The following is a 19190-nucleotide window of genomic DNA, read 5'->3' as shown; positions in this document are numbered from 1 at the left end:
CCTAGCGCTCCTTCACATAAGGAATGCCGCTGGCCTTCGGCGCCACCGCCTTGCCGATGAAGCCGGCGAGCAGAACCACGGTCAGCACGTAGGGCAAAGCCTGAATCAATTGAACCGGGATAGGCCCGATCACCGGCACCACAACACCCTGGAGGCGGATCGCGACGGCATCGAGGAAGCCGAACATCAGGCAGGCCAGCATGGCCGGAACCGGACGCCATTTGCCGAAGATCATCGCCGCCAGGGCAATGTAGCCCTGCCCCGCCGTCATATCGCGCACGAAGGCGGCGTTCTGGGCGATGGAGAGGTAGGTGCCAGCGATACCGCAAAGCAGGCCGCAGCAGCCCATTGCCGCGTAGCGCAGGCCGCTGACCGAAATCCCCGCGGTGTCCACGGCGTTGGGGTTCTCACCCACCGCGCGCAGGCGCAGGCCGAAACGGGTGCGGTAAACGATCCACCAGGTGAGCGGCACGATCAGGAAGGCGACATAGACCAGAAGGTTGTGGCCAGAGAGCAGTTCACTGTAGAGCCCTCCGATAACAGGTACATCGGCCAGCGCCTCGGCGCCCGGCCAGTTGATCGGGGTGAAACGCGCTTCGTTGCCGACCGAGGGCGTCTGCCCACCGCGCGCAAACCAGGCGATGCCCAGCACCACGGTGAGACCGGATACCAGGATGTTGATGGCCACCCCGCTGACCACCTGATCGCCGCGGTGGGTAATGCAGGCAAAGCCGTGCAGCAGAGCCAAGGCCACCGAAACCGCCATCCCGGCCCCCAGCGCCAGCCAGGCGGAGTTGGTCACCGCGGCAACCGCTGCCGCAGCAAAGGCGGCGGCCAGCATCTTGCCTTCCAGCCCGATGTCGACCACGCCGGAGCGTTCGGCAAAGAAGCCGGCCATGGCACAGAGCACCAGGGGCGTTGCCACCCGGAAAGTGGCATCGACGGAGAGCAGCAGGTTGAACAGCAGGTCCGCCATGGCTCAGCCCTCCTGCCCGGCCGGGCGGCCGAGGCCGCCTGCAATGCGCAGATAGGCCCGCTCGATCGGGCCCTTCATCATGTAAGCCAAGGCGCCGGAGAAGAGAATCACCAGCCCCTGGATGGTCACCACCAGTTCGCGGGTTACCTTGGGCTCTTCGAAGGCCAGCTCCGCGCCGCCCTGGTAGAGCATGCCGAACAGCAGGCTGGCGAGCACGATCCCGATCGGATGGTTGCGCCCCATCAGTGAAACGGCGATGCCGGTAAAGCCGTAGCCGGCAGTGAAGTTCAGCAGCAGGCGGTGGTGCACGCCCATTATTTCGTTGATGCCGACAAAGCCGGCCAGAGCGCCGGAGACGCACATCGCCAGCATGATCACCCGGCGCGGATCGATCCCGGCGTAAACCGCGGCGGTCTCGTTGGCGCCCACGGTGCGGATTTCGTAGCCCCAGCGGGTGCGCCAGATGAAGGCCCAGACCAGCACACAGCAGATTGCCGCCCAGACCACCGAGAGATTGAGCGGTGACGGTGTGACCGCGATGCCGAACCAGCCGAAGACCTCGTGCATGAAGGGAAGTTGGCCTTCCGGCGCGAACTCCCGGCTCTCCGGCGACATGGAACCGGGCTGGATCAGCACGTTCACCATCAGATAGACCATCAGCGCTGCGGCGATGAAATTGAACATGATGGTGGTGATGACGATGTGGCTGCCGCGATAGGCCTGCAGATAAGCCGGAACGGCCGCCCAGGCGGCGCCGAAAGCAGCGGCCAGGAGGATCGAGATAGGCAGGATTAAAAGGAATGGAAGGCTGCTGTCGACCAACAGAATACCCAGGCCGACGCCGAGCCCGCCGATATAGGCCTGCCCCTCGCCGCCGATATTGAAGAGGCCGGCATGAAAGGCCACAGCCACGGCAAGCCCGGTGAAGACGAAGTTGGTCGTGTAGTAGAGCGTGTAGCCGATGGCGTCGCTGTAGCCGAATGCGCCAACGAGAATGGTCTTCAGCGCCGTCAGCGGATCGACATCGATGGTCCAGAGGATGAAGCCCGAGACGATGAAGGCGAGTGCGATGTTGACGAGAGGAATCAGGGCGACATCGACCCAGCGCGGAATCTTTCCCGGTGCCGCCGCCATCAGCCCGCCGCCTCGCTGCGTTCCGGCGCCGCGTTGGCCATCATCAGGCCGAGCAGACGCTCGTCCGCCTCGTGGGCCGGCACCTCGCCGACGATACGCCCCTCGAACATCACCAGAATGCGGTCGCTGAGCGACATGATCTCGTCCAGCTCGACGGAGACCAAAAGGACGGCGGAGCCGGCATCGCGCATGGCGACGATGTTGCGATGAATAAACTCGATGGCGCCGATATCGACACCGCGGGTCGGCTGGCCGACCAGCAACAGGCGCGGATCACGCGAGATTTCACGCGCCAGGACCAGCTTCTGCTGGTTGCCGCCCGAGAAGTTGGCGGTCTTGAGTTTGGGGTTCGGCGGCCGCACATCGAAGTCCGTCATCTTCGTGGCGCAGTCCTGCTGGATCGCATCGCGCTTGGTGAAGACAGCGCCGTTATAAGCCGCATCGCGGTGGTAACCGAGAACAGCGGACTCCTCGGCGGCAAAGGTTCGCACCAGGCCACTGCGCAGGCGGTCCTCGGGAACATGGGCGACCTTCAGATCACGCATCTTTGCCGGGTCGAGACGCCGGCTGGCCGAAAACCGTTCGCCCATCAGGGAAAAGCCGCCGGCGGTTACCGGACGGACGCCGGACAGCAGTTCCAGCAGCTCACTCTGTCCGTTGCCGGAAACCCCGGCGATACCGACGATTTCGCCGGCACGGACGGAAAAGCTGATGTTGTCCACCCTGGGCACACCGGCCTTATCGACGAAGGTCAGGCCTTCGACCGCCAACACCGTCTCCCCGGCCTGGGGTGCGGCCTTGTCCAGCGACAGCAGGACCTTGCGCCCAACCATCAACTCCGCCAGTTCTTCCTTGTTGGTTTGCGCCGTCTCGCGGTGGGCGATCATCTCGCCGCCGCGCATGACCGAGACATCGTCGGTCACAGCCATGATTTCCCGCAGCTTGTGGGTAATCAGCACGATGGTGACGCCCTGCTTGCGCAGGGAATCCAGAATTCGGAACAACTGATCGGTTTCCTGCGGCGTCAGCACGCCGGTGGGCTCATCGAGAATAAGAATCTCAGCGCCGCGATAAAGCGCCTTCAGGATTTCCACCCGCTGCTGCTGGCCGACGGGCAGGTCGCCGGCGAGTGCGTCGGGATCGACGTCCAGGCTGTAATCCCGCTCCAGACGCTCCAGTTCAGCGCGCGCCGCCGCCACACTGGAGGTCAGGATGGCGCCGGATTCCGCCCCCAGCATGATGTTCTCGACCACCGACATGTTGTCCACCAGCATGAAGTGCTGATGGACCATCCCGATGCCGGCTGAGATGGCATCGCGGGAAGAGCGGATCGTGGCCGGCTTTCCGCCAATCAGGATCTCCCCGCTGTCGGCTTCGTAGAAACCGTAGAGGATACTCATCAGTGTCGACTTACCGGCCCCGTTCTCGCCGATAATGCCGTGGATCGCACCGGGTTTGACGCTGAGGCAGACATTCTTGTTCGCCCGCACCGGCCCAAAGGATTTGTTGATGTCGCGCAGTTCGATCGCGGGGGGAGCGTCCGTCCCCAGCGAGCGGACATCGTCCTGATTTTGTATTTCTGGATCAGACAAGAGAAGATCCCGCACCGGCCGGAGCCCCGGCGGGATCACGGCGAAGGGCGGTCAAACCGCATCGCCATGATCGCCGCCGGGCATCCGACAGGATGGTTAGCCCCAGGACGTGCCTAGTAGCTGCAGCTATTGTCGCTCATGTAATCATGCACGGAGAGCTTGCCCGCGACGATATCAGCGGCTGCGGCCTCGACCTTCGCCTTCATGTCGGCGGAAATCAGGTCCTGGTTGTTCTCGTCAAGCGCCCAGCCCACGCCGTCTTCGGCAAGCCCCAGCACCTGGATGCCGGGCCCCCAGGTGCCATCGTTGGCGTCTTTGAATGCCTTATAGGCGGCGACGTCGACACGCTTCAGCATGGAGGTCAGCATGGTGCCCGGCTGCAGATGGTTCTGGTTGGAATCGACGCCGATCGCGAACTTGCCGCTGTCCTTGGCCGTCTGATAGACGCCGATGCCGGTACCGCCGGCCGCGGCATAGACCACATCCACGCCGCGCCCGAACTGGCTTTTCGCGAGTTCCGAACCCCGGGTCGGGTCGTTCCAGGCCGCCGGGGTGGTGCCGGTCATGTTCTGAAGGACCTCGGCATTGCCATTGACGTGCTTGGCGCCCTGCTCGTAGCCGCAGGCGAACTTGCGGATCAGCGGAATGTCCATGCCGCCGACGAAGCCGACCTTACCCGATTCGGACTTCAGGGCGGCGATCATACCGACCAGGAAGGACCCCTCGTGCTCCTTGAAAACCACCGAGCGGACATTCGGCAGATCGACCACGGCATCAATGATGGTAAAGCGGGTGTCGGGAAACTCCTTGGCGACCTTTTCAAGGGCGGGCGCTTGGGCAAAGCCGACCCCGATGATCGGATCGGCACCGCGCTGCGCCATGCGCCGCAGCGCCTGTTCGCGCTGGGTTTCGTTGGTGACTTCGAATTCGCGGTAGGAGACACCGGTCTCCTCCTTGAATTTCTCGACGCCGTTGAAGACGCCTTCGTTGAAAGATTTGTCGAACTTTCCGCCCATGTCGAAAATGACCGCCGGCTTGATGTCTGCGGCGCCGGCAACACTGACGGCCATGGATGTGGAAAGGACCAGAGCCGCGGTGGCGGCTGTGATTGTGCGTAACATGAAGATGCCTCGCCTGAGTTCTTGTTTTTTAGCTTCATCGCGTAACGCCGCTTTTATCCGGAAAAGGCCCGGATTCTGCCGCGTCTAAGCGACTACGCTACCATGATCGCACAGAAGCGCCAGTTGAAATTGCCCGCAGCCGGGGCTTGGCATGGCGGCAAAAAAGTGCCGGGCCGCCCCCAAGGGGAGGTCCGGCAAGTCGGCTAGGGTTCTAAACCACCGTGAGGCCCTTACCTCGGACGGGCCCCGGGTCCGGATGTCCCGGCGGACGGCGCCGCCCGGACGTTCCGATGGGGTATTCCGGCTTGGGGGATAAGACCGGAACTCGGAACTCGTTCATCGCAGGAAGAGCGGCAAGACCCGGCAGCGCGGAGAGGCCGAATGGCGGGATCATCACTGAGCTTAAGGCCCCGCCACCATCTCGCGGCCACCGAAATCCGCAGAGTTCTCGACGACTGCCTGCGATAACGAAAAACTAACCCCCATTTGTTAGGAAGATGGGTCCGCCGCATGACAATCCCGTCATAATTTCCCAGGCAAATGCGCTGCGCCGTCATTCCATCGCCGGTAGCTCGCCCAGAATCTGAAGCAGGCAACCTAACGATTTGCCGCCATGACAGAATTGTCACAAATAGGTCAGATCATTCTCATGCCTATGGTCCAATATGTGCGGAAAGGGGCGATCGCGAAAACCGCGACAAGAACGGAAATTCACCGCAAGTCTATGATATTCGGAAAGGCCATCTGAATGACCGAACCCTTTGCAGCCCCCCGCCGCTCCGGCCACGCCTCCGCCTGGATCCATGGCGAGCCGACGGTCGACGACCTGCTCGACGATCCCGTGGTGATCACCCTGCTGCAACGTGACGGGCTGACCAGCGACGACGTCCGCGCCGCGGTCGCCCTGGGCCGCCAACGTCTCAATCCAGGTTTCACCAACAGCATCACCAAACAGCGCCGGGCCGCCTGATACTCCCAAGCTGCCCCCCAAGCCTGACACCGGGAACCGGATCGTCGTCCCGGGCGCTTGCCGCAACGCTTCTCAGCCGCTATTGCCTATGCCCTCTGCGCCGCCGCCCGGCGGTCGCAGTTGGGTGGCGGTAACGATAAGAAGCGGGGAAAACCCATGTTGCGCATTGCAAGCCTTGGCGAATGCATGATCGAGCTGTCGGAAAGCGCGGGCCCGAACGACCGTGCGGCAGGCGGTTACGGCGCAATGCAGCGCACCTTCGGTGGCGACAGCCTGAACACGGCTGTTTATCTGGCCCGCTCCCTTCCCAAGGGCGCCGGTGAGGTCCACTACGTCACCGCCTTGGGCGACGACCCCTTCAGCGCCGAGATGCTGGCGGCCTGGCAGGCGGAGAAGCTGAAAACCGACCTGGTGGCCAGACTGCCCGGCAAGCTGCCAGGGCTTTACATCATCCGCACCGACGCGGCGGGCGAAAGGACCTTTCACTACTGGCGCAGCGCCGCGGCGGCGCGCGATCTGCTGCAGGCTGAGGCAGCGCCGCGCCTTGCTGCCGCTCTTGCCGGCTTCGACCTGATCTACCTCTCCGGCATCACTCTGGGAATTCTGGACGCCGACAGCCGTGAACGGCTCTACGGATTGCTGGCAAGGCTGCGCCAAGGCGGCAGCCGGATCGCGTTCGATACCAACTACAGGCCGCGCCTCTGGCAGGACCGGGCCGAGGCTCAAGAGGCGGTGAGACGCACGCTCTCCCTGGCCGACCTCGCCCTGCCCACCCATGAAGACGAGGTGGCTCTGTTCGACGACGCCTCCCCCGAAGCGACGGCGGAACGGCTGCACGGCCTCGGGGTCCGTGAGGTCATCGTGAAGTGCGGCGGCACGCCCTGCCTGATCAGCCTGGAGGGAAAGCAGAGCCGGGTCGCGGGAGAGACGGTTGCCCATCCGGTCGACACCACGGCGGCCGGGGATTCCTTCAACGGCGGCTATCTGGCCACCCGCCTGAACGGCGCGGACCCGGAAGAGTCGGCCCGCGCCGGCCATCGCCTCGCCGCCCGGGTGATTCAAACCAAAGGTGCGATCATTCCCGCCTGAGACAGGTCAGACCCCGTTCACCGGAATCTTCAGGTAGGAGACGCCGTTTTCCTCCGCCGGCGGGAACCGGCCGCCGCGCATATTCACCTGAACCGCCGGCAGCAGGAGAACCGGCATGGACAGGCCGGCATCGCGGCCTTCACGGAGGGCGACGAATTCTTCCTCGTTCACCCCGTCATGGATGTGGACGTTGTCGGAACGCTGCGCGGCGACCGTCGTCTCCCAGGCAAAAACGTCGCGGCCGGGCGCTTTGTAGTCGTGACACATGAAAAGGCGCGTCTCGCTCGGCAGGGAGAGAATGCGTTTTACCGAGTGATAAAGCTGCCGCGCATCGCCGCCGGGGAAGTCGGTCCGCGCCGAGCCGTAGTCCGGCATGAAAAGCGTATCGCCGACAAAGGCGGCATCGCCGATCACATAGGTGATACAGGCAGGCGTATGCCCCGGGGTCGCCATCACCCGCGCCTGAAGCCCGCCGATGGCAAAGGTCTCATCGTCCTTGAACAGGCGGTCGAACTGGCTACCGTCGGCAACGAAATCGTCTTTCAGGTTATAGATTGCCTTGAAGGCGTCCTGAACCCGGCAGACCTGGGCACCGATACCGATCTCTCCGCCAAGCTGTTGCTTCAGATAAGGCGCAGCCGAGAGATGATCGGCATGAACGTGGGTTTCCAGAATCCAGTCGACGCCGTAGCTGCGCTCGCGCAGGAAAGCGATCAGGCGGTCGGCAGAAGTCGTCGCGCTGCGCCCGGACTTCGGATCGTAGTCCAGCAGGGAATCGATGACCGCGGCGCGACCGCTTGCAGGGTCGGCGACCACGTAGCTGACGGTGAAGGTGGTTTCATCGAAGAAAGCCTCGACCTCCGGTTTGACGTCCGGCCCGGACTGGCCGCCCGCCCCGCCTGCAGCACTCTCTTTCATCCGTCCCTCACTCCCAGAGCCAACCTTTTCTCATAAGCCTCATCCTTAGCCCGCCGCCGCGGTTCAGGGCAATCCCGGCAAACGCGGCGGGCCCTTGACAGGCTTATTATATATTCATATATCTGAAACTATGAATGTTATGGAAATGCAGGCCTCGGCGACCCGTGCGGCCGAACTGATGAAGGCGCTCTCCAGCGAGAACCGGCTGATGATTCTCTGTCAGCTTGCCGAGGCGGAAAAGACCGTCGGCCACCTTTCGGAGGAACTCGGCCTGCGACAGGCCGCCGTCTCCCAGCAACTGGCCCTGCTGCGCAAGGACGGGCTGGTCGCAGCGCGGCGCGACGGCCGGTCGATCCACTACCGTCTGATCGGCCGCGAAGCCCAGGCCGTCATCGCCCTGCTCTACGAGCTGTTCTGCGCGCCGGCCAAAGCAGCGCCTAAAACCCAACCGGGGGGAATGTAGAGATGGCCGCCTTGAACAAAATCACCGCCGGAGACGCCGCGACCCTGCTGGACGACGGCAAAGCCATCCTGATCGACATTCGCGAGAGCGATGAGTTTGCCCGCGAACATGTGCCCGGTGCCCATCACATTCCCCTGTCGGGTTTCGACGGCGCCGATTTCCCCGACGACCGGGACAAAGTGGCAATCTTTCACTGCGCCAGCGGCGCGCGGACCGCCGAGGCCGCACCCCACATTCTGGGCACCGCCTTTGCCGAGGTCTATCAGCTCGACCAGGGCCTGGCAGGCTGGAAGAAGGCCGGGCTGAAAACCCTGGTGAACCGCAAGGTGCCGATTTCAATACAGCGCCAGGTACAAATGACCGCCGGGCTGATGGTTCTGATCGGTGTTGTTCTCGGTTTCGCGTTTTCGCCCTGGTTCTTCGCGCTCTCCGGCTTCGTCGGCGCCGGGCTGACCTTCGCCGGCATCTCGGGCACCTGCGCCATGGCAAACCTGCTGGGCCTGATGCCCTGGAACCGCCCCATCACAAACTGACCGGCCCCTGGCCTAACGGCAGGCCCGGGGCTAGACTCCCAGGCGTGCGATTCGAGAGAGAAGAGGACCTCTACGGCCCGGTAAAAACCTTCTTTGAAGGCCAGGGCTATGAGGTGAAGGCGGAGGTCCGCGGCTGCGATCTGATCGCCCGGCGCGGTGACGAACCCCCTGTCATCGTCGAACTGAAGACAGGCTTCACCCTGCCTCTTGTGTTGCAAGGCATCGACCGTCTGGCGCTGAGCGATCATGTCTATCTGGCGGTGGCGGTTGCCGAAAAGCCGGCCCGCAACAGCCTCTGGCGGCGTGAGCGGCGCGGCATCCTGAAACTCTGCCGCCGTCTGGGCCTCGGCCTGCTGGCAGTGCACGAAGGAAGCGCCAAGGCGCCACCCCTGGTCGAACCCCTGCTCGACCCCCTGCCCTACCGGCCACGGCCCAACCGCAAACGCCAGGCACTCTTGCTGAAGGAGTTCGCCCACCGCGTCGGCGACCCCAACACCGGCGGCCAGACCCGCCGACCCATCGTCACCGCCTACCGCCAGCGCGCCCTGCGCTGCGCCGTCCTGCTGCAGAGCCAGGGGGCGACGAAGGCAGCCGAGGTGGCGAAACTCAGTTCGGTTGAAAAGGCCGCGGCCATCCTGCAGCGCGACGTTTACGGCTGGTTCCAGCGCGTCGAGCGCGGCGTTTATGCGCTTTCGCCCAAGGGCGAAGAAGCCTTACAGACCTTCGCCGACGTCGTCGCCAGTCTCGATGGAGAAGCATCACGATAAGCGCTTGAGGGTCCAAACCCGATCGTCCGAACTATTTTGCCGGCGGCGACTGCAGCACCGTCAGGGCCGTTTTTGCTGCATCACGGGCAGCGGACAGATCCCCGTAGGCCTTGTGCATCACCGCCATCCCGCGGGAGACGCCGAGAAAGAAACGCGCAAGGGCACGCGTGTCGGCCCCCTCGGCCAGCAGGCCCGCAGCCGTGGCGCGATCCAGCGTATCCTTAAGCGCCGCTTCGGTGCGCAAAAACTGCTTGCGAACGACTTTCGCCGGAGCCGGATCGCGCCCGCCGCATTCCATCGCCGTCTGGCACATCAGGCAGCCCGCCGGGTTAGACGGTGCCGCCATCCGCGCCAGGTGAGTTTCAAAAAAACCCTCGAGTGCCTTGCGCGGGTCCGGGTCGGCCAGAGCCTTCCGGGTGGCGGCGCCATAGTGGGTGCCGTAGCGATCCAGCGCTTTCAGCAGCAGTGTCTCCTTGTCGCCATAGGCGTGATAGAGGCTGCCCCGCTGCACGCCGGCTGCCGCGGCAAGATCGGCCATCGTTGTTTCGGCATAGCCTCTGGCCCAGAGAGTCTGCATGACCGCCTCCAGGACCTCGTCTTCGTCAAACTGCCGCACGCCAGCCATAGGGGCCCTCCTCCGTAGAGCCGCCCCATCGCTGCGGCTCACGCAGCCGTGATGGGTTTGGATATCTCGCAGTAAAAACTATGTTTGACATGAATGTCAAACATCACAATCTCCTTGCTTACCGGGCCGCTTGTCGGCCCTCAAGCCACAAGGAGAACAAGCCATGTCCATATCCAGCGACCGCCGGCTGACCTTGAGTCTGACCATCCTGCGCTTTTCGACCGGCGCCTTCTTTCTCGTCTGGGCCTTGGAAAAGATTCTGGCCCCAGACATTGCCAGGCGGGTCTATGAGACCTTTTACTTCTCCTCCCCTTCCGACGAAGTGCTGCTGGCCACCGGCATTCTGCAGGGGGCCGTCGTTCTTGCCTTCATGGCCGGACTTCTGCGGTTCTGGACCTACGGCGCGCTGCTGGTCATGCACAGTATCTCAGTGGTTTCCACCATACCCAGCCTGATGGACCCGTTCTCACCGCCGAACCACCTGTTTTGGGCGGCGGTGCCGGTTCTGGGATTGCTGTTCGTGCTGTTCCTGTTGCGCGAGCGCGACACGCTGCTGGTTTTGCGCCGACCAACCAAGAACCCGGCCAAAGACGGCGTCTCGACCACTTTGCCCGCCATGGGCGCCGGGGCTATCGCTCTGGCCTTCGCGACCGTCTCTTTACCTGCCATAGCCAGCGAGAGCGTCACCGTGCATAGCTTTGCCTCGCAACCTAAACTCGTCGACAGTGCCAATACCCATTGGATCGAGACCGATCAGGGTGTGATCGTGATCGATGCCCAGCGTGTCGTGCCCGAAGCGGAGCGCGCCGTTCGTCATATTCAGCGGCTGGACAAACCGGTGCTGGGTATCTTTGTCACCCATGCTCATACCGATCACTACGGCGGGCTCCCGACCTTCAAGGCAGCCTTTCCTGACGTCCCGGTCTTTGCCGCGGCAGAGACCACCCGTTCCATGCGCGAAGACAGCCGCGGCTACAACGCCGCACGCAAGGCCCGGCACGGCGATATCTTTCCCTCACAGCAAGTGATCAGCGACAACCTGCCGGACCGGGTGATCGACGACGGCGATGTTGTCGAACTCGGCGGTCTGCGTTTCGAAGTCCATAAAATGGGACCCAGCGAGGCCGAGGTGACCTCTATGCTCTATCTGCGCAACCAAGGAATCCTTTTCGCAGGCGACCTGATCAACGACGGCTTCGTCCCTGCGCCTCTGGAAAGCCTGGACAACTGGCTGCCCCAGCTTGACGACATCGAAGATCGCTTCCCAGCGCAGACAAGCGTTTACATCGGTCACGGCAAACACGGGCCACTGGATGTCCGGCTTGAGGCCCAGCGCAGCTACCTGGAAGCCTTGGATGCCGCTGTTTCGGCAGCCATTGACGACAGCCTCCTGACCGGCGAGGAAGCCGCAGCCATCGCTTTTGATCTGGAGGGACGTTATCCGCATTGGCACGGCGTCGGCGGCAATGCCCGCATTGAGGTGCTGAGTGCGGTTGCCGGCATCGTTGCCGAACAGCGTGGTGCCGAAGTTCAGGGCAGCGCTGCTTTTAGATAGGCCGGACAGTTGGGGCCTTCGTTCCCATGACACGGGACGAGGCCTCCTCTGGGAGCGCCGAAGCAGGCAAAGCCCTGCGCTTCTGCGGTTGCGAACAGACCGCGATTCGCCTTCGACTAATCGATCTGATAGCGTTTTGGTCCCGCCGCGGTGTCGCGGACTCCCAGACTGACAATTGGAAGCTGGTTTGAGACCGTGGCGGGCCAGCGGGTGGGGGATCACGCTGACAAGCAGGTACACGCAGGCGGAGAAAGCCGTAAGCCAGGGAGAATCGGAATGACGAAAGCGACAGCGGGCAAAAGCGCCAAAGGAAACGGCCGAAAGCGCAAGGCCAGGACGCCAAGTGCCGCGGGAGCCGGCAAAGCCAAGATGAAGAGCGCACAGGCGGCCAATAGCGGGCAGAAACCAGCCCCAGAGAAGGTTGCGGCATCGAACGGCAAGGCCATCAAGAACAAAGTCTACGAAAGAGAACTGGCGCGCCTGCAGATCGAGCTGGTGAAGCTTCAGGAATGGATCAAGGACCGCCGTCTGAAAGTCGTGGTCGTCTTCGAAGGCCGTGACGCGGCTGGCAAAGGCGGCGTCATCAAGCGCATCACCCAGAGCCTCAACCCGCGGGTCTGCCGGGTTGTCGCGCTAGGCACGCCGACGGAGCGGGAACGCGGCCAATGGTACTTCCAGCGATACGTTCCGCACCTGCCCGCCGAGGGCGAAATGATCCTCTTCGATCGCAGCTGGTACAACCGCGCCGGCGTTGAGCGGGTGATGGATTTCTGCACCGACGACGAATACCGCGAGTTCCTGCGCTCCTGCCCCGAGTTCGAGCGCATGCTGATCCGCTCCGGCATCATTCTGATCAAGTACTGGTTCTCGGTCAGCGACGAGGAACAGGAGCGCCGCTTCCAGGCCCGCATCCACGATCCGACCAAGCGCTGGAAACTCAGCCCCATGGATTTGGAATCACGCAGCCGCTGGTTCATGTATTCCAAGGCCAAGGACGATATGTTCCTGCATACCGACATCAGCCGGGCGCCCTGGTTTGTTGTGAACGCCGACAGCAAGAAGCGGGCGCGCCTCAACTGCATCAACCACCTGCTCAGCATGATCCCCTACGAGGATCTGACGCCGCGACCGGTGACGCTTCCGCCGCGCCAGGAACCCGTCGGCTACGTCAGGCCGCCGATCGAGCACCAGAACTTCGTGCCGGAGGTGTTCTGAACAGGCCCACAAGCCGCAGAAAGGTAACTTTCGACATGCTGAGGGACACCCCCCAGGGCGGAGTCTGCAAAACCCCCGGGTGATTGAGGGCCCACGCTTTACGCCAAGCGCACTTAGCAAATTGTTTATGGCAGCCCGCTAGGATGAAGCTGTCCGACCTTGGCTGCGATGGCCGGACCGAACGCCGACTGCGGGAAGCCCGACCATGGCAGACACACTGTTTGACGAACTCGGCGGCATGGCCTGTCTGGAAAAGGTTCACCGCATCTTCTACGGCAAGCTCTTAAGCGACTCATGGCTCAAGGGATTCTTCGACGGCGTACCGCGTCCGCATCTGGAAGCACAGCAGAGCGATTTCATGGCCGGTCTTTTCGGCGGCCCGAAGGTTTACGCGGGAAAGCTGCCCAGAAGCGCCCACAAGCATATGTTCATCACCGAAGAGGTGTTCCTGGCCCGCCACGATCTTCTGAAGCAATCCCTTGTCGAGGCCAGCGTACGACCGGACTTGATGGCGCGTTGGCTGGACTATTACATGCGCATGAAAAAGGCCTTGGTCAAAGCCTCTGTGGAAGACTGCGAGCAGCGCTACAACAATGAAGCTGTCTTGGTAGTCGAGAAGCCGGCCCTACCGTAAGCCGACTAAGCAAGACTTGCCGTTCAGGAAAGATCTGCAAGGTGTGCTGCGATTTCCTCGCGATTCGGCAGGCTGGGCTGGGCGCCGACGGCGCGGCAGGCCAGGCTGCCTGCCACGGCACCCTGGCGCAGGGCCTGCTCCATCGTCAGATCCTGGTCGAGCCCGGCGGCGAAGGCACCGACAAAGGCATCCCCCGCCGCCGTGGTATCGACGACATCGATAGCCAGGGAAGGCACCGAAAAGCGGCCTGAGGGCCCGAAGGAACGGGCGCCCGCCGGCCCCAGCGTGACAATGCAATCCAGATCGAAATCGGCGGCGATCTTTGCGGCGATGGCTTCGGGGTCCTGGTCGCTTAGCCCCAGTTGCTCCCCCAATTGCCCGGCCTCCGTCTCGTTCACCACCAGCACATCGAGCCGGCGCAGGCTATCCTCGGGAATCGGCCCGGCCGGCGCCAGATTGAGGACCACTTTCACGCCCTTGGCTTTGGCAATCTCGATGGCCTTCCAGTTTTCGGCATGGGTGACCTCCATCTGCAGCAGCAGAACGTCACCTTCGCTCAAAGACACGTCCTGCAGCTGCGCAGCCCTGGCATCCAGATTGGCACCGCTGGCGACAAAGATCAGGTTTTCACCCTGGGCATCGACGGCGATGAAGGCACAGGCGGTCTTCTCCGGGCTGTCGGCCATGGCGGTCAGGTCGACCCCGCCCTTCTGCATGCCGCTGAGGGCCATTTCCCTGAAGCCGTCGCTGCCGACCGCGCCGACCATCCGCACCGGGGCGCCGGCCAGGGCCGCAGCCAAAGCCTGATTGGCGCCCTTGCCACCGGGAACCACGGTATAAGACGGACCGGTCACGGTCTCCCCCGGTGTCGGCAGGTGTTTCACCTGAGCCACCAGATCGGCAGAAAGCGAACCGAAGACGGTGATCATGCGGCAGGCGCCTTGACCGGTTTCTTCGCCGTTCGCTTGCGCGCCGCCGGCCGGCGCGGCGACGCCGGTTTCTTGCTTCGTGCTTTCGCTGTTTTCTTTACCGGGCCGGTTTTCGAGGCAGCGGCACCATCACGGCGCGGCGGCGGTTCGACCGCCAGGGCCTCGCCCTTGGCGAGATCCTTCGCCTGCTTGCCGTAGCTTTTGAAGCGGGCCAGCACCGTCGCCATCTCGCGCTTGGAAAGGATGGTCGGCTTGCCCATCTGCCGGGCGGTCCAGTATTGCTGGGCCAGGGTTTCCACCTCACCCGCCAGCCAGAGGGTCTTGTCCAGGTCCTTGCCGAAGCAAATCATGCCGTGATTGGCCAAAAGGCAGGCGCTGCGGCCCTGCAGAGCCTTCAGCATATGGCCCGAAAGCTCCTGGGTGCCGAAGGTGGCATAGTCGGCACAGCGGATGTTGGTGCCGCCGGCCACGCCGATCATGTAATGGAAGGCGGGAATACGCTCATGCAGACAGGCCAGGGCCGTGCAATAGGTGGCATGGGTGTGAACGACGGCACTGGCATCCGGTTTGTTCAGATAGATGTCATAGTGCATCCGCCACTCGCTCGACGGCAGATACTCGCCGAAGTAACCGCCGCCCAGATCCATCTGGACGATCTGTTCGGGCTTCATTTTCTCGTAAGGGATGCCGGAAGGGGTGATCAGGAAGCCGCCATCGATCCGCGCGGAGATATTGCCGGACGTCCCCTGGTTGATGCCCAGTTCGTTCATTTTCAGGCAAGCAGCAATAATCGCTTTACGTAGGGAAAGATGCTTGAGCGCGGCCATGGTGCCCTTATTCCTCGGATGGATGGTGGAAGCCGCACTCTATCCGTCGGGCTATGACGGTTCAACCGCGGCCGGGAAAGGGTTTTGCGGTCGCCTGCCGACCGCCTTTCCAGAGACTCAAAAGAAAATCACGCCCTTCTTCAGCATAAAGCAGCCATAGGCGCGGCCCTCGGTGGTCGCCACCACCGCGTAGGCCTTTTTGGCCTCCTCATAAAAGGCAAAGCGTTCGACGGAAGCCATCGGCAGGGCCTGCCCCTCAGCGTCATCGATCTCCCGCTGGACCTCCTGCTGGACCTCGGGAATTTCATCCGGCGCACCGACGATCTCCATGCGCCGCGCCGGTGCCTCGACAAAGCTGTCGAGCGGGAAGACGGAGAGGATGGCAGAGACGGCCTGGACAGCGTCGACACCATCCAGGCGGATGAGCTTTCCGGTCACCGTTTGCCGCGCCACCGAATCCGCCGGGAAATTCGCATCCACAACGACAATGTCATCGCCGTGCCCCATGGCGGCCAGCACCTGCAGAAGGTCCGGGCTCAAAGTCGGATCGATGTTCTTCAGCATGGTCGGTCTCTCCCTCTTGCGCGGCGGCATTCTTGCCCCGGGCCGTCAGCCCGTCAGCGGTCCCCTTGCGGCCGGGCGATCCCGGCGAGCGCCGGATAGGCGCGCTTGTAAGCCTCATAGTATGGCCGGTAGGCCTCATGGGTGTGAGGATTCGGCTCCACCACCCGCTCAACCGACACCATTGATTCCGCCGCTGCTGCGATATCCGGGAACTGCCCGGCGGCAACAGCCGCCAGAATGGCGGAACCCAGGCTCGGCGCATCCGGGACCTTGGTCAACTTCAGGGGAACGTTCGAAACATCGGCATGGATCTGCAGCCAGAGATCGGAGCGAGTCGCCCCGCCGGCGATGACGATCTCCCGCGGCTCGAACCCGCGTCCGCGCATGGTCTCCAGGATCAACTCACTGCCGAAGGCGATGCCTTCGATGATCGCCCGAAACATGTGACCGCGGCTGTGCTTCAGACTGAGGCCGGTAAAGGCGCCGCGCGACAGCGGGTCGGTATGCGGCGTTCGATTGCCCTGAAAGTGATCCTGCACGATCAGGCCTTCGCAGCCCGGCGGCAGATCCCGCGCTTCTTCATTCAGATCGTCGTAGGTCACACCGCCGCCCAGCAGGTCGCGGAACCACTTCACCACAGAGCCGGTAGAGGTCTGCCCGCCCTCAACCACATGCAGGCCGGGAATGACGGCATCGGCATAAGTGCCCCAGACACCTGCGCCGTGAAACGGCTTGTCGCTGAGGCCGAGTTGCAGGTGGGACGAGCCGGTCAGGAAAGCCAGCGAACCGGGCTTTACGACCCCCAACCCGATCATGCCGATGAAGGCATCGGCGCCCCCCTGAGCCACAGGCAGATCAGGCGGCAAGCCCAGGTGTTCCGCGGCCGTTGCCGTCAGTCCACCGATCACCTGACCCAGAGGCACCACCTCCGCCGGCCATTTTTCCAGCAGCGCATCGAGCCCGAGCTTGTTCAGCAGGCCCGGCTGAAAGCCGCCGTCCTGCGCCAGGTAATGCCAGCGGATCGCTGCGTTGTTGATGCTCGCCACCCGCCGGCCAGTCAGGTGGAAGTTCAGGTAGTCCTGGTACTCACAGACCGTCGCCGCCTTCTCGAAGACTTCGGGCTCGTGCCGCTGCAGCCAGAGCGCCTTGGGGATCATCCATTCCGCCGAGACCGGCCCGGCGACACCGCCGTTGATCTTCAGCGCCGCATCGCCGCTGGCCACAACACTGTCCGCCTCCGCCGACGAGCGTACATCCATCCAGATCAGCGCTGGACGCAGGGCCTGCCCCGCCTCATCCAAAGCCACGACACTGCAGCAGGTTGTATCGACGGAAAGAGCGGCGACCGCCGTCGGGTCGATCCCCGCCTCCTGCACCGCCTGGCGCACCGAAGAGCCGATGGCCGCCCACCAGTCCGCCGGGTTCTGCTCGGCCCAGCCCGGCTGCGGGAACTCAGTGCGATAGGGTGTCGCGGCGAAAGCCAGGGGCCGCCCCTGCAGATCGAAAACACCGGCGCGCAGCGATTCCGTACCGCCGTCGACGCCGATGACGTAGGGACCGCCGATCATCGTTTCAGCCCTTCGATGAGACAGCGAAAGGCAAGCATCCCCGGATCGTCGAGACCGACCGACTTTTCGCCGAACATGCGCGCCCGGCCCTGGCGGGCGGGTTGGTCGCGCAGGCGATCCAGAGTTTCTTCGGTCGCCTTGAGCGCCGCTTCCAACTGCGCCCCGGGCTCGTCGAGCCCCTCCACGGCGTGGCGCGCCGCCTCCAGCGTGTCCAGCACTGTCTTCTCGCCCAAGGCCCCCTTGCCGCGCACCATCATGGCCGCCTGGGCATCGCCAAGCAGTCCCGGCACGCGGGACCAGGCGATGGCCTCCTGGCCCTTGCAGGCCTTAGCCGCCGCCATCAGGCCGGTGGCCAGAAGGGTTCCATAACTCGATCCGGAAATCTTGGTGAAGGCCTGGGCGCAGCGCATGAAGGCCATGCCGACATCCGCCGGCAGGTCTTCCGCGATCTCAATCAGGCCGCGCCCGCCGCGCTGCAGGGTGACGCCGAGATCGCCGTCGCCGAGCTTCGCATCGGCTTCGTTCAAAAAGGCGGCCTGGGATTCCAGATGCGCGGCGAGGCCGGGAAGCGCCGCCTTCAAGCTCGCACTCGTGAGCGCGCCCATGGCGTCCTCAGACCCGCCAGAAAGCGCAGTCCGCCGGCGCTTTCAAGAGCGTTTCCAGTTCATCGTCCAGCCGGCACCAGGTGACCGTGGCACCGGTCATCTCCATTGAAGTGCCGTAGCGGCCGACCAGCGGCATGACGATGGTTACCCCGGCGTCTTCCAGTCGCGCCTTCGCCCGCCGGTACATGATGTAGAGCTCCTCCGGCGGTGTCGCGCCGAGGCTGTTCACCATCAGCGAAATGCGGTCGCCAGAGCCCAAGGGCATGTCGGCCAGCAGGCGGTCGATCATCTCGTCGGTGATGGCGTCGGCGGGTTTCAGCTTGTCGCGCCAGATGCCCGGCTCGCCGTGAATGCCCATGCCCATCTCCATCTCGTCGTCGCCGATCTCGAAGGTCGGCTTGCCGGCCTGGGGCACGGTACAGGGGGTGAGCGCCATGCCGATGGAGCGGCAGGCATCGGCGGTCTTCTGGGCGACACGCGTTACTTCCACCAAGTCGGCCATTTCTTCGGCCTTGGCGCCCGCGCACTTGAAAGCATAGACCATGCCGGCAACGCCGCGCCGCTTGGCAGCCTCCTCCGGCGGCGCAGAGACGATGTCGTCGGCGAGGACCACGGTGGTCGAAGATACGTCCTCCATCTCCAGCATCTCGCCGGCCATATCGAAGTTCATCACATCGCCGCCGTAGTTGCCGTAGAGGCGCAGAATCCCCGCACCGCCGTCGGCCTGGCGCATGGAACCGGCCATCTGCTCGACCGAGGGCGAGGCAAAGACATCACCGATCGCGGCCGCATCCAACAGGCCCTTGCCGACATAGCCAGTAAAAATCGGCAAATGGCCCGAGCCGCCGCCGGTGACGATGCCGACCTTGCCCTTGGTCGCGCCGCCGGCGCGCGCAATCACCCGCGGTTCCGGCTGGACATAGTACTCCGGATGCGCGGCACAAAGCCCCTCCAACATCTCGTCCACATAGCTGAAGGGATCGTTCAGAATCTTTTTCATCTGGGGCCTCCTGAAACAAGCCGGGCAGAACAGGGCCGATCAAAATCATCAAAGGGGCGGAACGGCCCCACGCGCCAGGGAAAGAAGCGTGAGGCCGCCGCGAAA

At 63.5% G+C, this 19190-nt stretch carries 20 protein-coding genes; 8 read left to right on the top strand and 12 right to left on the bottom strand.

Translation table 11 applies throughout. The features are described 5' to 3' along the window. Position 1: 1 nt before the first annotated feature. The 4 genes from ACP146_RS05445 to ACP146_RS05430 form a co-directional block, all read right to left on the bottom strand. Positions 2-976: an ABC transporter permease gene (locus tag ACP146_RS05445; RefSeq protein ID WP_422365752.1), complete on the bottom strand. Its 975-nt coding sequence runs from the start codon at positions 974-976 to the stop codon at positions 2-4. A gap of 3 nt (positions 977-979) precedes the next feature. Beyond that, on the bottom strand, positions 980-2110 hold the full coding sequence (locus ACP146_RS05440) for an ABC transporter permease (RefSeq protein ID WP_422365751.1): 1131 nt from the start codon (positions 2108-2110) through the stop codon (positions 980-982). Continuing rightward, entirely contained in the window at positions 2110-3702 is a 1593-nt protein-coding gene (locus ACP146_RS05435) for an ABC transporter ATP-binding protein (RefSeq protein ID WP_422365750.1), read from the bottom strand. The genes ACP146_RS05440 and ACP146_RS05435 overlap by 1 nt, the downstream gene beginning before the upstream one ends. 113 nt (positions 3703-3815) lie before the next feature. Beyond that, a complete protein-coding gene (locus ACP146_RS05430) occupies positions 3816-4823 on the bottom strand; it encodes a BMP family lipoprotein (protein WP_422365749.1) in 1008 nt (335 codons plus the stop codon). A gap of 748 nt (positions 4824-5571) precedes the next feature. Here ACP146_RS05430 and ACP146_RS05425 point away from each other — a divergent pair. Then, positions 5572-5793 (top strand): hypothetical protein, encoded by a 222-nt coding sequence (locus ACP146_RS05425; RefSeq protein ID WP_422365748.1) that lies wholly within the window; start codon positions 5572-5574, stop codon positions 5791-5793. Between the two features lie 156 nt (positions 5794-5949). Beyond that, positions 5950-6882, top strand: a complete 933-nt coding sequence (locus ACP146_RS05420; RefSeq protein WP_422365747.1) for a sugar kinase — start codon at positions 5950-5952, stop codon at positions 6880-6882. A 6-nt stretch (positions 6883-6888) separates the two neighbouring features. Here the strand turns inward: ACP146_RS05420 and ACP146_RS05415 are convergent, their stop codons facing one another. After that, positions 6889-7800, bottom strand: coding sequence for an MBL fold metallo-hydrolase (locus tag ACP146_RS05415; protein ID WP_422365746.1), 912 nt, complete (start codon positions 7798-7800; stop codon positions 6889-6891). Between the two features lie 139 nt (positions 7801-7939). On the opposite strand from ACP146_RS05415, the gene ACP146_RS05410 reads away from it, so the two are divergent. Genes ACP146_RS05410 through ACP146_RS05400 form a run of 3 tightly spaced genes read left to right on the top strand, consistent with a single transcriptional unit; the run spans position 7940 to position 9563 of the window. After that, the gene (locus tag ACP146_RS05410; protein ID WP_425032285.1) at positions 7940-8263 is read left to right on the top strand and encodes an ArsR/SmtB family transcription factor; all 324 of its coding nucleotides are present in this window, start codon (positions 7940-7942) and stop codon (positions 8261-8263) included. 2 nt (positions 8264-8265) lie between these two features. Continuing rightward, entirely contained in the window at positions 8266-8796 is a 531-nt protein-coding gene (locus ACP146_RS05405) for a rhodanese-like domain-containing protein (protein ID WP_422365744.1), read from the top strand. A 44-nt stretch (positions 8797-8840) separates the two neighbouring features. Beyond that, on the top strand, positions 8841-9563 hold the full coding sequence (locus tag ACP146_RS05400) for a DUF2161 domain-containing phosphodiesterase (protein ID WP_422365743.1): 723 nt from the start codon (positions 8841-8843) through the stop codon (positions 9561-9563). A gap of 31 nt (positions 9564-9594) precedes the next feature. Here the strand turns inward: ACP146_RS05400 and ACP146_RS05395 are convergent, their stop codons facing one another. Continuing rightward, positions 9595-10188, bottom strand: coding sequence for a TetR/AcrR family transcriptional regulator (locus ACP146_RS05395; protein WP_422365742.1), 594 nt, complete (start codon positions 10186-10188; stop codon positions 9595-9597). 163 nt (positions 10189-10351) lie between these two features. Between ACP146_RS05395 and ACP146_RS05390 the strand changes: the two genes are divergently transcribed. The 3 genes from ACP146_RS05390 (at position 10352) to ACP146_RS05380 (ending at position 13592) form a co-directional block, all read left to right on the top strand. Continuing rightward, positions 10352-11743, top strand: coding sequence for an MBL fold metallo-hydrolase (locus ACP146_RS05390; RefSeq protein WP_422365741.1), 1392 nt, complete (start codon positions 10352-10354; stop codon positions 11741-11743). A gap of 276 nt (positions 11744-12019) precedes the next feature. After that, complete coding sequence (ppk2, locus tag ACP146_RS05385) at positions 12020-12958, top strand: polyphosphate kinase 2 (RefSeq protein WP_422365740.1); 939 nt, start codon at positions 12020-12022, stop codon at positions 12956-12958. Positions 12959-13163: 205 nt separating this feature from the next. Continuing rightward, positions 13164-13592 carry a truncated hemoglobin gene (locus ACP146_RS05380; RefSeq protein WP_422365739.1) on the top strand — a complete coding sequence of 143 codons (429 nt, stop codon included), beginning with the start codon at positions 13164-13166 and terminating at the stop codon, positions 13590-13592. Positions 13593-13615: 23 nt separating this feature from the next. Here ACP146_RS05380 and ACP146_RS05375 read toward each other — a convergent pair whose 3' ends face one another. The 6 genes from ACP146_RS05375 to ACP146_RS05350 all read right to left on the bottom strand — a co-directional run bounded on the left by ACP146_RS05375 (position 13616) and on the right by ACP146_RS05350 (position 19085). After that, positions 13616-14521 (bottom strand): ribokinase, encoded by a 906-nt coding sequence (locus tag ACP146_RS05375; RefSeq protein ID WP_422365738.1) that lies wholly within the window; start codon positions 14519-14521, stop codon positions 13616-13618. Further along, the gene (locus ACP146_RS05370) at positions 14518-15348 is read right to left on the bottom strand and encodes a class II aldolase/adducin family protein (RefSeq protein ID WP_422365737.1); all 831 of its coding nucleotides are present in this window, start codon (positions 15346-15348) and stop codon (positions 14518-14520) included. Before ACP146_RS05370 ends, ACP146_RS05375 begins: the two co-directional genes overlap by 4 nt. Positions 15349-15465: 117 nt before the next feature. After that, on the bottom strand, positions 15466-15912 hold the full coding sequence (locus tag ACP146_RS05365; protein ID WP_422365736.1) for an RbsD/FucU family protein: 447 nt from the start codon (positions 15910-15912) through the stop codon (positions 15466-15468). 53 nt (positions 15913-15965) lie between these two features. Then, positions 15966-17480 (bottom strand): FGGY-family carbohydrate kinase, encoded by a 1515-nt coding sequence (locus ACP146_RS05360; protein WP_422365735.1) that lies wholly within the window; start codon positions 17478-17480, stop codon positions 15966-15968. Then, entirely contained in the window at positions 17477-18085 is a 609-nt protein-coding gene (locus tag ACP146_RS05355) for a dihydroxyacetone kinase subunit L (protein ID WP_422365734.1), read from the bottom strand. The genes ACP146_RS05360 and ACP146_RS05355 overlap by 4 nt, the downstream gene beginning before the upstream one ends. Positions 18086-18092: 7 nt before the next feature. After that, a complete protein-coding gene (locus tag ACP146_RS05350; RefSeq protein WP_422365733.1) occupies positions 18093-19085 on the bottom strand; it encodes a dihydroxyacetone kinase subunit DhaK in 993 nt (330 codons plus the stop codon). Positions 19086-19190: the final 105 nt, after the last annotated feature.

Source organism: Pelagibius sp., assembly GCF_965249265.1.
Lineage (GTDB): Bacteria > Pseudomonadota > Alphaproteobacteria > Kiloniellales > Kiloniellaceae > Pelagibius.
Note: the sequence above shows the minus strand (reverse complement) of the source record. Positions and strands in the feature narration are given on the sequence as shown.